12 protein-coding genes are annotated in these 12,546 nt (G+C 61.5%); 6 read left to right on the forward strand and 6 right to left on the reverse strand.

What is annotated here, in order from left to right:
- Positions 1–26 precede the first annotated feature (26 nt).
- The 3 genes from EKH55_RS16815 to EKH55_RS16825 are packed head-to-tail and all read left to right on the forward strand — an operon-like array spanning position 27 to position 2,292.
- A complete protein-coding gene (locus EKH55_RS16815) occupies positions 27–350 on the forward strand; it encodes a YbaB/EbfC family nucleoid-associated protein (RefSeq protein ID WP_069459885.1) in 324 nt (107 codons plus the stop codon).
- A 49-nt stretch (positions 351–399) separates the two neighbouring features.
- Positions 400–1,005 (forward strand): recombination mediator RecR, encoded by a 606-nt coding sequence (recR, locus tag EKH55_RS16820; protein ID WP_069459884.1) that lies wholly within the window; start codon positions 400–402, stop codon positions 1,003–1,005.
- 36 nt (positions 1,006–1,041) lie between these two features.
- The gene (locus EKH55_RS16825; protein WP_151611864.1) at positions 1,042–2,292 is read left to right on the forward strand and encodes a lytic murein transglycosylase; all 1,251 of its coding nucleotides are present in this window, start codon (positions 1,042–1,044) and stop codon (positions 2,290–2,292) included.
- Between the two features lie 294 nt (positions 2,293–2,586).
- Here the strand turns inward: EKH55_RS16825 and EKH55_RS16830 are convergent, their stop codons facing one another.
- The 6 genes from EKH55_RS16830 to speB all read right to left on the reverse strand — a co-directional run bounded on the left by EKH55_RS16830 (position 2,587) and on the right by speB (position 10,195).
- The gene (locus tag EKH55_RS16830) at positions 2,587–3,552 is read right to left on the reverse strand and encodes a bile acid:sodium symporter family protein (RefSeq protein WP_151611865.1); all 966 of its coding nucleotides are present in this window, start codon (positions 3,550–3,552) and stop codon (positions 2,587–2,589) included.
- Between the two features lie 16 nt (positions 3,553–3,568).
- Entirely contained in the window at positions 3,569–5,002 is a 1,434-nt protein-coding gene (locus tag EKH55_RS16835) for an NAD-dependent succinate-semialdehyde dehydrogenase (protein WP_151611866.1), read from the reverse strand.
- Between the two features lie 22 nt (positions 5,003–5,024).
- On the reverse strand, positions 5,025–6,617 hold the full coding sequence (gene ggt / locus EKH55_RS16840; RefSeq protein WP_069459880.1) for a gamma-glutamyltransferase: 1,593 nt from the start codon (positions 6,615–6,617) through the stop codon (positions 5,025–5,027).
- A gap of 10 nt (positions 6,618–6,627) precedes the next feature.
- Positions 6,628–8,013, reverse strand: coding sequence for an aspartate aminotransferase family protein (locus EKH55_RS16845; protein ID WP_069459879.1), 1,386 nt, complete (start codon positions 8,011–8,013; stop codon positions 6,628–6,630).
- Positions 8,014–8,234: 221 nt separating this feature from the next.
- The gene (locus EKH55_RS16850) at positions 8,235–9,047 is read right to left on the reverse strand and encodes a transporter substrate-binding domain-containing protein (RefSeq protein WP_425353243.1); all 813 of its coding nucleotides are present in this window, start codon (positions 9,045–9,047) and stop codon (positions 8,235–8,237) included.
- A gap of 83 nt (positions 9,048–9,130) precedes the next feature.
- Complete coding sequence (gene speB / locus EKH55_RS16855) at positions 9,131–10,195, reverse strand: agmatinase (protein WP_069459877.1); 1,065 nt, start codon at positions 10,193–10,195, stop codon at positions 9,131–9,133.
- Between the two features lie 187 nt (positions 10,196–10,382).
- Between speB and EKH55_RS16860 the strand changes: the two genes are divergently transcribed.
- The 3 genes from EKH55_RS16860 to EKH55_RS16870 are packed head-to-tail and all read left to right on the forward strand — an operon-like array spanning position 10,383 to position 12,543.
- Positions 10,383–11,081 (forward strand): GntR family transcriptional regulator, encoded by a 699-nt coding sequence (locus EKH55_RS16860; RefSeq protein WP_069459876.1) that lies wholly within the window; start codon positions 10,383–10,385, stop codon positions 11,079–11,081.
- A 32-nt stretch (positions 11,082–11,113) separates the two neighbouring features.
- The gene (locus EKH55_RS16865) at positions 11,114–11,839 is read left to right on the forward strand and encodes an ABC transporter permease (protein ID WP_151611867.1); all 726 of its coding nucleotides are present in this window, start codon (positions 11,114–11,116) and stop codon (positions 11,837–11,839) included.
- A complete protein-coding gene (locus EKH55_RS16870) occupies positions 11,839–12,543 on the forward strand; it encodes an ABC transporter permease (protein WP_069459874.1) in 705 nt (234 codons plus the stop codon). The genes EKH55_RS16865 and EKH55_RS16870 overlap by 1 nt, the downstream gene beginning before the upstream one ends.
- The last annotated feature ends 3 nt before the right edge of the window (positions 12,544–12,546 follow it).

Here is a 12,546-nt window from a genome sequence, read left to right on the forward strand (position 1 = left end):
TTCAGGTCGGAAAACAGGAGACGACAATGCGCGACATCATGGGCATGATGGGCAAGGTCAAGGAAATGCAGGCCAAGATGGAGAAGCTGCAGGCGGAGATCGCCGCGCTCGAAGTCGACGGCGCCTCCGGCGGAGGCCTCGTCACCGTTCGGCTCGACGGCAAGGGCCACATGAAGAGCCTGAAGATCGATCCTTCGCTCTTCAAGGAAGACGATGTCGAGATCCTCGAGGACCTGGTCGTCGCAGCCCACAAGGACGCCAAGGACAAGGTCGAAGCCCTCCAGGCTGAAAAAACCCGCGAGTTGACCGCCGGCCTGCCGATTCCGCCTGGTATGAAGCTGCCGTTCTGAGCGATACGAGACGATTCCGTTTTTCGGCGATATGCGCTAAAAGCGCGCCATGGCAAAGCGAGTCACCGGTCCCGAAATCGAAAAGCTCATCCAGCTCCTGGCGAAGGTGCCGGGCCTCGGCCCCCGATCCGCCCGGCGGGCGGCGCTGCACCTCGTCAAGAAGAAGGAACAGTTGCTCGGGCCCCTCGCCGAGGCGATGGGCGAGGCGCATCGCAAGGTGCGGGTCTGTTCCTGCTGCGGCAATGTCGACACGATCGATCCCTGCACCGTCTGCACCGACGAGCGGCGCGACCAGTCGGTGATCATCGTCGTCGAGGATGTCGCCGATCTCTGGGCGCTGGAGCGCGCCGGCGCCATGAACGCCGCCTATCACGTGCTTGGCGGCACCCTGTCGCCGCTCGACGGCATCGGCCCCGACGACCTGAACATCAAGGGCCTTGTCGACCGGGTGGGCAAGGGCGGCGTGCGCGAGCTGATCCTCGCGGTCAACGCCACCGTCGAGGGCCAGACGACGGCGCATTACATCACCGACCAGCTGGAGGGCATGGAGGTCAAGATCACCCGTCTTGCTCATGGCGTGCCGGTCGGCGGCGAACTCGACTATCTCGACGAAGGCACGCTGACGGCCGCGCTCAGGGCGCGCACGACGATCTGAGCCTTCGCAAACGCTCGTCTGATCGTGGGGAGCCCGATGCTGAAATTCCTGTCCGTTCTGATCCTTTCGCTCGCAACCTCGTGCGGCTCCTGCCTTGCCGCCTCAAAGGCCGAGGTGGAGGGGCAGTTCCGCCGTTGGCTGCAGGACGAACTCTGGCCGGAAGCCGAGAGAGCCGGCATTTCCGCCGGTTCCTTCAAGGCCGCCTTTCAGGGAGTGAGGCTCGATTGGGATCTGCCGGATCTCGCGCCGCCCGGCTTTCCAAAGCCCAAGGAGCGCAAACAGAGCCAGGCGGAGTTTTCCTCGCCAGGATCCTATTTTTCGGAAAAACGGCTGCAGGGACTGGCCGCGACCGGCCGAAGCCTCGCCTCCGCCCATGCCGCAACGCTGAAAAAGATCGAGCGGACCTATGGCGTACCGGGCTCGGTCGTTCTCGCCATCTGGGGGCGCGAATCCGGTTTCGGCCGGGCGAAAATCCCGCATCCGATCATCGACGTTTTGGCGACCAAGGCCTTCATGTCGACGCGGCCCGAGCTTTTCCGGCGCGAGCTGATCGCGGCGCTGCATATTCTGGAGAGCGGCGACGTGAAGGAGGCCGACATGCGCGGCTCCTGGGCCGGCGCCATGGGCCAGCCGCAGTTCCTGCCCTCCAGTTTCCTGCAATATGCCGTCGACTTCGACGGCGACGGCCGCCGCGACATCTGGAACTCCATACCGGACAGCCTCGCCTCGATCGCCAACTATCTCGCCGAGAAGGGTTGGCAGAGCGGCCGTGACTGGGGATTCGAAGTGTCGATCCCGGCCGGGGTCTCCTGCGCGCAAGAGGGGCCCGATCGCGCCCGTCCGATCGCCGACTGGGCCGGCCTGGGCATCGCTCGCGTTTCGGGCAAGCCTTTTCCGGCGGCGGAACGTACGGCGTCCGGCATGATGCTGGTGCCGGCCGGGCGGCATGGGCCGAGCTTCGTGGTGACGCCGAATTTCTATGTCATCAAGGAATACAACAATTCCGATCTCTACGCGCTCTTCATCGGCAACCTTGCCGACCGGATCGCCTCGGGCAGCGGCGCCTTCCGGGCGGACTGGGGCGATGTCGGCAAGATGCTGCGCTCCGACGTGCTCGGAATGCAGAAGGCGCTCACCGCCATCGGCTACGACGTCGGAAAGGTCGATGGGCTGCCGGGCTACAAGACCCGCCGCTCGCTCGGCGACTGGCAGGCGAAAAACGGAATCGCCCCGACCTGCTTTCCGGATGCTTCCCTGAAGGGGAAGTTGCGAGGGGCACTCCCCTAGGTCGCGTTAGAACACGAACATATAAAGCAGGATAATGACGATCAGGGGGACACCCATCAGCCAGAGAACTATACCTTTCATCGCCCGCTCCATGTTGTTGGCGTCTGGTGGTAACGCCGCGAAGGCTATTCCGTTCCCCCATTAACGGTTCTCAAGCAAGACCGCGGCTTTGACCTTCTCCGCCAACTACAGCACCGCGCGTCTTTTCAGACGCGCAAAAGTCGCTGTCTTTGGGATCCGCGCATTGTCATCTTCGTTCGGTGGGCGTGGCGCAATCATACCGAACGGCCCCTCTCACGCCGTCGCCGCGGCAGCAGAATACTTCTGTGCCAGCATTGCGCACACCATCAACTGGATTTGGTGGAAAAGCATCAGCGGCAGAACAATGGCGCCGGTCGACTGCCCGGCGAAGATGACGCTTGCCATTGGCACGCCACTGGCGAGGCTCTTCTTCGATCCGCAAAAGGTGATGGTGATCTGGTCTGGCTTGTTGAAGCCCATGAGGCGGCTGCCGCGCATCGTGAAGGTGAGCACAAGGGCAAGCAGCAGCATGTCGAGACCGATAACGACGGCAATGTCTCTCAACGAGAAAGCCTGCCACAGCCCTTCGACGACTGCCTTGCTGAAGGCGAGGTAGACAACCATCAGGATGGAACCTCTGTCGACGGGAGCCAAAATCTTCTTCTTTGAGCGGACCCAGTCTCCGATCCACGGCTGTAGGATCTGCCCGATGACGAATGGCCCGAGCAACTGCAGCAATATCTTTTCCATGACGTCCGAGGAGAACCCGCCATGGCCGCCCGCGGAAAAGAGCAGGCCGACGAGCAGAGGCGTCAGGAACATGCCGAGTACATTGGAAGCGGAAGCCGAGCAGATCGCGGCCGGCACGTTCCCGCCTGCCACCGACGTGAACGCAATCGATGACTGCACCGTGGACGGCAGGACACTCAGGAACAGGATGCCGAGGTAAAGCGGCTGTGGCAGGATCGATTTCGGCACGAGGCCGAAGGCCATGCCGAGCAGTGGAAAAACGGCGAATGTCGTCAGGAGAATGAACAGGTGCAGGCGCCAATGCAGCACGCCGGCAATGACGATATCGGTAGACAACCGCGCGCCATGCAGGAAGAAGAGAAGCGCAATGGCGAGACTTGTGGCCACGCCGAAATGATCCGCAAAACTGCCGCTTGCCGGCAGCAGTGAGGCAAGGACGACGCTGAAGACGAGCAGGATTGTGAAAGTGTCGGGCAAAAGGCGGCGCATGGTGCTTCCCTGGATGTCAGATGGCTTCCGTAACCAGCTTGATGTTGAAGAAGTTGTCCATGGCCTCGCTTCCGCCTTCCGATCCGTACCCGGATTCCTTTATGCCGCCAAAGGGAAGTTCCGGCAGCGCCAGCCCGTGGTGATTGATCGAGATCATCCCGCTTTGTATGTCGCGGCTGAATGCGGCGCTCGTTTTCCCGGACGTCGTATAAGCATAGGCTGCCAGGCCGTAGGAGAGGCGGTTCGCTTCCGTGATGGCGGCCTCATAGGTCGAAAAGGGACTCATCACCGCCACCGGGCCGAACGGCTCCTCGTTCAGGATTCGGGCACTCAGCGGCACATCCGTGAGAACGGTGGGTTTGTAGAAATTCCCGTGATTGCCGATCCGCTCGCCGCCGGTCGCGACCTTTCCGCCCCGCGCGACGGCATCGCTCACCAGTGTTTCCATGGCTTCGACCCGCCTGCCGTTTGCAAGGGGGCCCATGGTCGTTTCCGAATCCAGTCCATTGCCGACCGTGATGGCCTCCGCAGCCTTGACGAAGCGGTCGAGAAACCGCGCATAGATCTTCTCTTGTATGAGGAAGCGCGTCGGAGCGACGCAGACTTGACCCGCATTGCGGAATTTCGCTCCGGCCAGGATTCGAACCGCAAGATCGAGATCGGCATCGTCGAACACGATCGCCGGCGCGTGACCGCCAAGTTCCATCGTCACCCGCTTCATATGGGCACCGGCGAGAGCCGCAAGCTGCTTGCCGACGGACGTCGAGCCCGTGAAGGAGACCTTGCGAATAATCGGATGGGGAATGAGGTGGTTGGAGATGTCGGCCGGAATGCCGAATACCAGGTTGAGGGCGCCAGTTGGCAAGTCTGCGTCCGCGAATGCGCGAACAAGCTCCGCGCAACTCGCTGGCGTCTCCTCGGGTCCCTTCAGAATGACGGAACAACCGGCCGCAAGACCGGCCGCCACCTTGCGCACGGCCTGATTCAAGGGGAAATTCCAGGGGCTGAAGGCCGCGACCGGGCCGACCGGCTCCTTGACGACGAGCTGCCGAACATTGAGGGAGCGGGAAGGGATGACACGACCGTAAGCCCGCCGCGCCTCCTCGGCAAACCAGTCGATAATGTCGGCCGCCGCGAGGGTCTCGGATTTTGACTCCGCGAGCGGCTTTCCCTGTTCGAGAGTCATGATCGTCGCGATCCTCTCAACCCGGTCCCGCAGCAGCTGGGCAGCCTTGTGCAACAGCTTGGCGCGCTCGACCGCGCTGAACCGAGACCAGGCCTCGAACCCGGTTGCGGCTGTTGCAAGGGCCTCGTCAAGATCATCCCGCCCGGCATTCGCCACTGTTCCGATGATCTCATCGGAGGCAGGATTGACGATCGAAAGGCGCTCTCTCGATCCGTCTCGCCAGATGCCGCCGATATAGAGTTGCGTTTCCGGATAGTCGGACATCACCTTCTCCGATGTTCTGAAATCAGTACCCGAGCGCGCAACCATCCTTGCGGTGATCGGACGCGCCGAGCAGGGTTCCGTGTCGATCATCGATCCAGATCGCCTGCGCTCCGCCGATGGCCCATTTCGGTGGGATCACCTTGAAGCCCCGGCCCTGGAGGTTCTCGCCGATCGCACTTCGAATAGCTTCCTCGGCTTCGATCGTTCTGGTGCCGGGGAGGGGAAACAATCGAGGAAGCTCGATCGCCGCCTGGATATCCATGCCAAAGTCGAACAGCTTCGACAGAAACTGCGCATGCCCCATCGCCTGATAGTGGCCACCCATGACGCCGAATGAGAGGACGGTTTTGCCGTTCCGCGTGACCATTCCTGGAATGATCGTATGCATCGGCCTCTTGTATGGACCGATCGCATTCGGATGCCCGTCCTTCAGCACGAAACTCTGGCCGCGGTTGTGGAACAACACGCCCGATTTCGGAGCCATGAGTCCGCTGCCATAAGGGTGGAAAATGGAATTGATGAAGCTGACGGCATTGCGATCTTTGTCGACCACGGAGATGTAGACGGTGTCCGAATGTTCCACACCATCCATGATACCGATGGCGTCGCAAGCCTGGTTCGCTCTGATCATCGAGGCAAGGTTGTCGGCAAGTTCGTCCGACAGAAGAAAATCGACCGGCACGTCGGCTGTTTCCCCGTCCGCCAGCCAGCGTTCCCTCGCAGCATAAGCAAGCCGGGTCGCCTCCACTTCGATGTGCAGGTTGTCGGCATCCAGAGGATCGCCCGACGGGGTGAAACGCTCCAATATCTTCAGGATCATGAGAGCAATGATGCCTTGCCCATTGGGAGGGCATTCGTGAATCGTCCATCCCCGATAGGTGGCACTAATGGGCGTAACGTATTCTCCTGCGGCGGAGGCGAAATCCTCCAGGGTGTGCAGACCGCCGAGGCCCTCGAGATAGGAGACCATGTCCTCGGCAACGTCACCCCGGTAAAATGCGTCGCGCCCGTGCTTGCCGATAGCCGACAAGGTCTCGGCAAGCTCCGGCTGACGCTGAACCGACCCGACCGCGGGAGCTTCGTCGTTGTCGAGGAAAATGCGGCGCGTCGACGAATCGCGCGCAAGCATTGCCCGCTGATGCGAAATGTCGGCGGCAACGCGCGGTGTGATGGCGTAGCCGTCGCGCGCAAGCGCGATCGCCGGCGCCAGGATATCGGCCATGGACATGCGCCCATGATCAGCGACCAGCCGCGTCCAGGCATCGACGGCACCCGGAATGGTCACCGCGTGAGGCGAGGACCGCTCGATCTCCGAGATTCCTCGGCCGCGGAACCACTGGAAGTCAGCGGCGGCGGGCGTTCGGCCGGAGCCGTTATAGGCGATCACCTGGTCGCTGCCGTTGGCGGCCAGCAAGGCGAAGCAATCGCCGCCAATACCTGTGGAGCCGGCCTCGACCACGCACTGGACCGCACAGGCTGCCACCGCCGCGTCGATGGCCTTGCCGCCGCTCTTGAGGACCTCGATGGCGGTCAGGGTTGCCATGGGATGAGAGGTCGCTGCCATGCCGCTACGGCCGACTGCAATCGAGCGCCCGGGCTGTTCGAAGTTCCTCATGGAATCGTCCTTATGAATAGAGGTTGCTGGCGCGTGCCCATGCATAGGTGTCATCGAGCGCCTTTTCCGAGCGGTCGAACATGTCGTTGATCTCTGCTTCCGTGATGATCAGAGGTGGGCAAAGAGAGTAGTTGTCGCCGATGGCGCGCGTGACGACACCATGCACTTGTGCACGTTTGCCGGCGTGGATCGCGACGCCGTCCGCCGGCTTGAAGGGCTCCTTGGTTACCTTGTCGCGGACGAGCTCGAGCGTACCGATCAAGCCGCGTCCGCGCGCACTTCCGACGAGCGGATGTTCTGCGAGCGCGCGGAGCCTTCGTTGAAAGAGCGGCGCGACTTTCTGGACGTGCCCCAGAATGTCCCGTTCCTCGTATATCTTCAGGGTCTCCAGCGCCACCGCAGTGGCGACCGGGTGCCCGCTGTAGGTGAAGCCGTGGCCGAAGGTGCCGATCTTCTCGCTTTCGGCGACAATGGCCGCGTGGACCTTCTCGTTGACCATCAGCGCTGATATCGGCTGGTATGCCGCCGACAACTGCTTGGCCATGGAAATCATGTCGGGCCGCATGCCGAAGCTCTCGGAGCCGAACATCGTGCCAAGCCGACCGAAGCCGCAGATAACCTCGTCGGCAATCAGCAGGATATCGTACTTTCTGAGCACGGCCTGGATCTTCTCGTAATAGGTTGGCGGAGGGACGATGCAACCCCCCGACGCCATCAGCGGCTCGGCGAAGAAGGCGCCTATCGTGTCGGGCCCCTCGGCAAGAATCAGGTTCTCGAGCGATTCGGCGCAACGGGTCGCGAATTCCTCCTCGCTCTCGCCGGGATGACCATAGCGGTAAAATTCAGGACAATCGGTGTGAAGCACGCCCGCGAGGGGCAGGTCGAAATCGCGATGATTGTTCGGCAAACCGGTGAGACTTGCGGAGGCGATCGTCACCCCATGATAGGCGCGCCAGCGGGAGATGACTTTCTTCTTTTCCGGTTTGCCGATCGCATTGTGATAGTACCAGACGAGTTTCAGCGCCGTGTCGTTGGCCTCTGAACCCGAATTGGCAAAGAACACTTTCGACATCGGGACGGGAGCAAGGCGGATCAACCGTTCGGCAAGTTCGATTGCCGTCTCATGCGATTTTCCGCCGAAGCTGTGATAGAAGGGCAATTCCTGCATTTGCCGCATGGCAGCGTCGACGAGCCGTTGTTCGCTGAAGCCCAACGACGCACAAAACAGGCCACCGAGTCCCTCGATATACTTGTTGCCTTCGCTGTCGATGATGTGGATCCCTTCTCCCCTGGAAATCACCAGCGGCCCGTCCTGCAAATGCTGGGACGCATTCGTGTAGGGATGAAGGACAAACGCCGCGTCGCGCGCTTCGAGCGAATTGAGAAGAATGGTCACGATAACTCTCCGGTGCTGATCTGCTGCATGCCTCCGTGGAATCGCCGGGGATTCGAGGGCATGCAGCAACTCGAGGTGCCACAGCGACGTTTGCGCGTTTGACAGGACGTGCGGCGCTGTCGGCGTGTTGAAAAACTCGCCGCAGTTCGATTGCAGCCGCCGAATCTTTCGAGCTCCGACGGCTGTCGGTCTTGCGGGCCAGATGCCGGGCTACCGGCCGATCATTCGAGGTCGATCTTCATCCACTTTTTTGCAAGTGTGTTGATCGTGCCGTCAGACTTCGCCGCGCGGATCGCCTCATCGAGCATGGCCTTGAGTTCGATGTCGTCCTTGCGAAGGCCGGCAGCGATTCCTTGGCCGAATACGCCTCCGGTGAAGGTCGGCCCGGCAATGGTGTAGTCCTTGAAGTCATCCTTCGACAGCGTCGCGGTGAGCGATGTCGTCTGCGCTATGACGGCGTCGATGCGACCCGCCTGCAGATCGAGGTCGTGTTGCTCGACCGTCTTGTATTCGCGCGGTTCGACGACATCCTTGAAATAGGTGTCAAGGAAAGCAACGTTGGCCGTGGAGACCTGCGCGCCAACCGTCTTGCCGTTGAGAGCGTCCCGAAGAGGCTGCAATTCCTGCTCGACCTTCGCTTTTTCGCCCGCAAGATCGATCGTCGTTCCGGTGCCGGGGAGATTGGCGAGCGGGCCTGACTTTTCGACCATGAACGCCGCCGCGGTCGGAGCGTAGGGTTCGCTGAAGGAGATGACGGCAAGGCGCTTCTCCGTGACGATCATCGACGCCATGATGACGTCGAACTTCTTGGCGATCAGCGACGGGATGAGCCCGTCCCAGTCCTGCGCGACGATGTTGCATTTGATCTCCATGCGGGCGCAGAGATCATTGGCGAGATCGACCTCGAAACCGGCAAGCTTCCCGTCGGGTCCCGTGAAATTCCACGGCTCGTAGGCGCCTTCAGTAGCGATGGTGATTTCCGTTGGCCTGTTCTCAGCGTGGGCGCTGCCAGTGGCAAGGGCGACCAGAACCATGCTGGCGCATGCAAGTTCGATTGTTCTCATTTTCATTCCCCTTCTTGGTTTGGCGCTCATTATTGAGCGGCACTTGCTCTTGATCAGCGTGGCGGCTCGATCTGCCGAACGCGAACCCTTGTCGCCTCTGCGGCCAGGCAGAGAATTTCGAACAGAACCTGGGCGGCGATCTGCGCCGTATTCGTGGTCGGATCGTATTGCGGCGCGACCTCGACGACGTCGCCGCCGACAATGTCGAGGCCCGAAAGGCCGCGAAGGATGCCGAGCGCCTGGGCGGAGCTGAGCCCGCCGACTTCCGGTGTGCCAGTTCCTGACGCGAATGCCGGGTCCAGGGCATCCACGTCGAAACTGACATAGGTCGGGCCGTCACCCGCTACCGCGCGGGCCCTTTCGATCACATGCTTGATGCCGAGCTCCTCGACCTCCTCGGCGTGAATGACCGTCATTCCAGAGGCGTAGGAAAACTCCCAGAGATACTCGGAATTGCCGCGAATACCGATCTGTATCGTTCGGCGGGGATCCAGCACGCCGTCAAGCACGGCTTGTCGGAACGGGCCGCCATGATGGAATTTGCAGCCCTCGAACGAGCCGCTGGTATCGCAATGGGCATCGATGTGGATCATGCCCACCGGACGATCGCGTCCGACGGCGCGGAGCAATGGCAGTCCTATGGAGTGATCGCCGCCGACCGAGAGCGGCACAGCTCCAGCATCGACGACGCTGCGAACATATCGCTCTATATCCTCGTGGGAACGAGCCAGATCGAAACGGCTGCGAAAGGGCACGTCGCCCACATCGGCCACACGGACGTGTGCAGTGGGAACCGCACGCAAGACGTGATCGTAGGGCCCGACTCTCTCGACGTTGCGAACGGCGCGAGGACCGAAGCGTGCCCCGGGGCGGTTCGTCACGCCCAGATCCAAGGGAATGCCGAGAAGCGCTACGTCGATATCCGTAAACCGGGGCGCGGCGTCCTGCCGAAGAGGGGCTTTCAGCAATGTCGGGACGCCGCAATAGGGCGCTTGGCGGCTGTCGCCTTCGCCGAAGACTTGGTCTGCGACCTTGCGAAACTCCGGATCGAATATGTCTGCCCCGGATGCGTTTCCATAGCGGGCCCGCAGTTCTTCGAGGCGCAAGATTCCGGGCATGCAAACTCCTCTCGTCCCATTTTAGCCCCGCGGCTCGTCCCGACCGGGCCTTCGACAAAATCCGGTTGAATGCTGTGGGCAATATTGTATACATATTCGTATTCCACTTGATCTGGCAAGCGGAAAATCGATATCGTTCCCGCAGAGATCGGACTTCACGGCGGCGGACGATGAAAGGGGAGCTGGTTTGACACTCGGGAAAACGGAGCCGCGCGGCTCTCTGCGCGAAACGACATATGCTCGACTGAAGGATTTGATCCTCAGCGGACAGCTGAGGCCCTCCGAGCGCCTATCCGAAAACGCTCTCGCAAAGAGGCTCGGAGTAAGCCGCACGCCCCTCCGCGAAGCGTTGATGAAGCTTGAAGAGGAAGGCCTGGTGGTCGGCCAAAGAAACCTCGGTTACACGGTTTCCGACCTGGATATCACCGCCTTCTGCAATCTCCTCGTCGTCCGGGAGGCGCTCGATGTCTGTGCGGCCCGGCTCGCCTGCGCCACGGCGACGGAAGAAGACCTCGACAGGCTCCGCGGCGTCATCGCGCAGATGGTTGAGCTCAAGGAGAGCGTCAGCGACACGCCTTCCGATGCGGCGCGAAACCTCGATCTCGGTCTCTACATCCACCGGGTCATTCTGGAGGCGGCGCGCAACGATGCGCTCACCCGGGTCAGCGAGCAGGTGTATCAGCAGCTGCGGCTGGCGCTCTGGCTCGAGGTCCTGTGGGTGGATCTCGAGCAAACCGATCTGGAGGAGCATCGGGCCATTGCCGATGCCATCTGCGCGCGCGACCCCGAGGCCGCCGAAGCGGCTGCCCGAGCGCATGTCCAGAGCTCACTGAAAAACATGTCGAAACTGCAGCGCATCTGGGCGCATCGACGGGCTGTGGATTGATACGCCCGCGGGGCGGGAAGGTCGGAATACGGATGGAACTCATCGACAGGTATTTGGCGCTCGTCGGTTTTGGCGAGACCGGTTGGGGCGCGCTGCTGCTCAGCGCATCGGCCATGACCATCGCGGTCTCCGTCTGCGGTTTCTTGACAGGTACCGTCCTCGGAACGGTCGTCACGTTCATGAAGCTGTCGCGGTACCTGGTGCTCCGCTGGCTGGGGGACGGCTACACGACCGTGCTCCGCGGCGTGCCCGATCTCCTTGTCATCTACCTTTTCTATTTTGGCGGGAGCGCATTTCTGGGGTCTCTCGGAGGTCTCTTCGGCTATGAAGGCTTCATCGGGATGCCGGCTTTCCTCACCGGCACATTGGCGCTCGGCGTTGTTTCCGCAGCCTATCAATCCGAAGTGTTTCGCGGGGCCTTCAAGTCCGTCGCCGGCGGCGAGCTCGAGGCGGCGAGCGCCGTCGGAATGCGGCCCTGGCCGAAGTTTCACCGCATCGTCGCGCCCCTGGTTCTGCGCTACGCCATTCCCGGACTGGGCAACACCTGGCAGCTCGTGCTGAAGGAGTCGGCGCTGATTTCCATCACGGGCCTCGTCGAACTTCTGCGGCAATCGCAGATCGCCGCCGGTTCGACGCGGCGCCCTTTCGAGTTCTACCTGACTGCCATCGTCCTCTATCTCGTCATCACCTGGGCATCGTCGATCGCCTTTCGCCATTTGGAAACGAGAACCATGCGCGGCACCCGGAGGTCTCTGTGATGGACATTCAATTCATGTGGGAAACGTTTCTCATCCTCCTGACGGGCCTGCCGCTCACACTGGAGCTTGCAGTGACGTCGATTTTCGCCGGCGGCATTTTCGCACTCGTTCTGTCGCTTCTTGCGGTGGTCGGAGGACCGATCGGCGGTGGTTTCACCCGAGGCTACGTCTTCGTCTTCCGAGGGTCGCCGCTGCTCGTGCAGATGTTTCTCATTTATTACGGTCTCGGGCAGTTCAGGCCGTTCCTGCAGGACGTCGGCCTTTGGCCAATGCTGCGTGAGCCCTATTGGTGTGCGGTGATCGCACTGACGCTGAACACGGCGGCCTACACCAGCGAGATCTTCCGCGGAGGCTTGCAGGCCGTTTCCGTCCAGCAGATCGAGGCGGCACGTGCTTGCGGCATGTCGGGCCCCCTCTTGTTCAGGCGCATCGTTTTGCCAATTGCCATTCGGCATGCGCTCCCAGCCTACGGCAACGAAGTCATCCTGATGCTCAAGGCCACCGCGCTGGCATCCGTCATTACCATCATGGAAATCACCGGCCTTGCGGGGAAGCTGATTGCCGACAGCTTCCGCGCCTTCGAGGTCTTCATTGTCGCCGGTGCGATCTATCTCGCGATTACCTTTCTCGTCACGCGTCTGATGATGATCGTTGAATTCTGGCTCTCGCCCCATCTCCGCATGAGGCCACCAACTCTGGCATAACGG

It is taken from the genome of Sinorhizobium alkalisoli (genome assembly GCF_008932245.1).
GTDB lineage: Bacteria > Pseudomonadota > Alphaproteobacteria > Rhizobiales > Rhizobiaceae > Sinorhizobium > Sinorhizobium alkalisoli.

Coding starts and splice junctions, on each gene's coding strand:
- EKH55_RS16830 (WP_151611865.1), bottom strand. CDS start 3,552: ATGCGCCGCCTTTTGCCCGACACTTTCACAATCCTGCTCGTCTTCAGC.
- recR (WP_069459884.1), top strand. CDS start 400: ATGGCAAAGCGAGTCACCGGTCCCGAAATCGAAAAGCTCATCCAGCTC.
- EKH55_RS16865 (WP_151611867.1), top strand. CDS start 11,114: ATGGAACTCATCGACAGGTATTTGGCGCTCGTCGGTTTTGGCGAGACC.
- EKH55_RS16870 (WP_069459874.1), top strand. CDS start 11,839: ATGGACATTCAATTCATGTGGGAAACGTTTCTCATCCTCCTGACGGGC.
- EKH55_RS16825 (WP_151611864.1), top strand. CDS start 1,042: ATGCTGAAATTCCTGTCCGTTCTGATCCTTTCGCTCGCAACCTCGTGC.
- EKH55_RS16815 (WP_069459885.1), top strand. CDS start 27: ATGCGCGACATCATGGGCATGATGGGCAAGGTCAAGGAAATGCAGGCC.
- EKH55_RS16850 (WP_425353243.1), bottom strand. CDS start 9,047: ATGGTTCTGGTCGCCCTTGCCACTGGCAGCGCCCACGCTGAGAACAGG.
- ggt (WP_069459880.1), bottom strand. CDS start 6,617: ATGAGGAACTTCGAACAGCCCGGGCGCTCGATTGCAGTCGGCCGTAGC.
- speB (WP_069459877.1), bottom strand. CDS start 10,195: ATGCCCGGAATCTTGCGCCTCGAAGAACTGCGGGCCCGCTATGGAAAC.
- EKH55_RS16835 (WP_151611866.1), bottom strand. CDS start 5,002: ATGTCCGACTATCCGGAAACGCAACTCTATATCGGCGGCATCTGGCGA.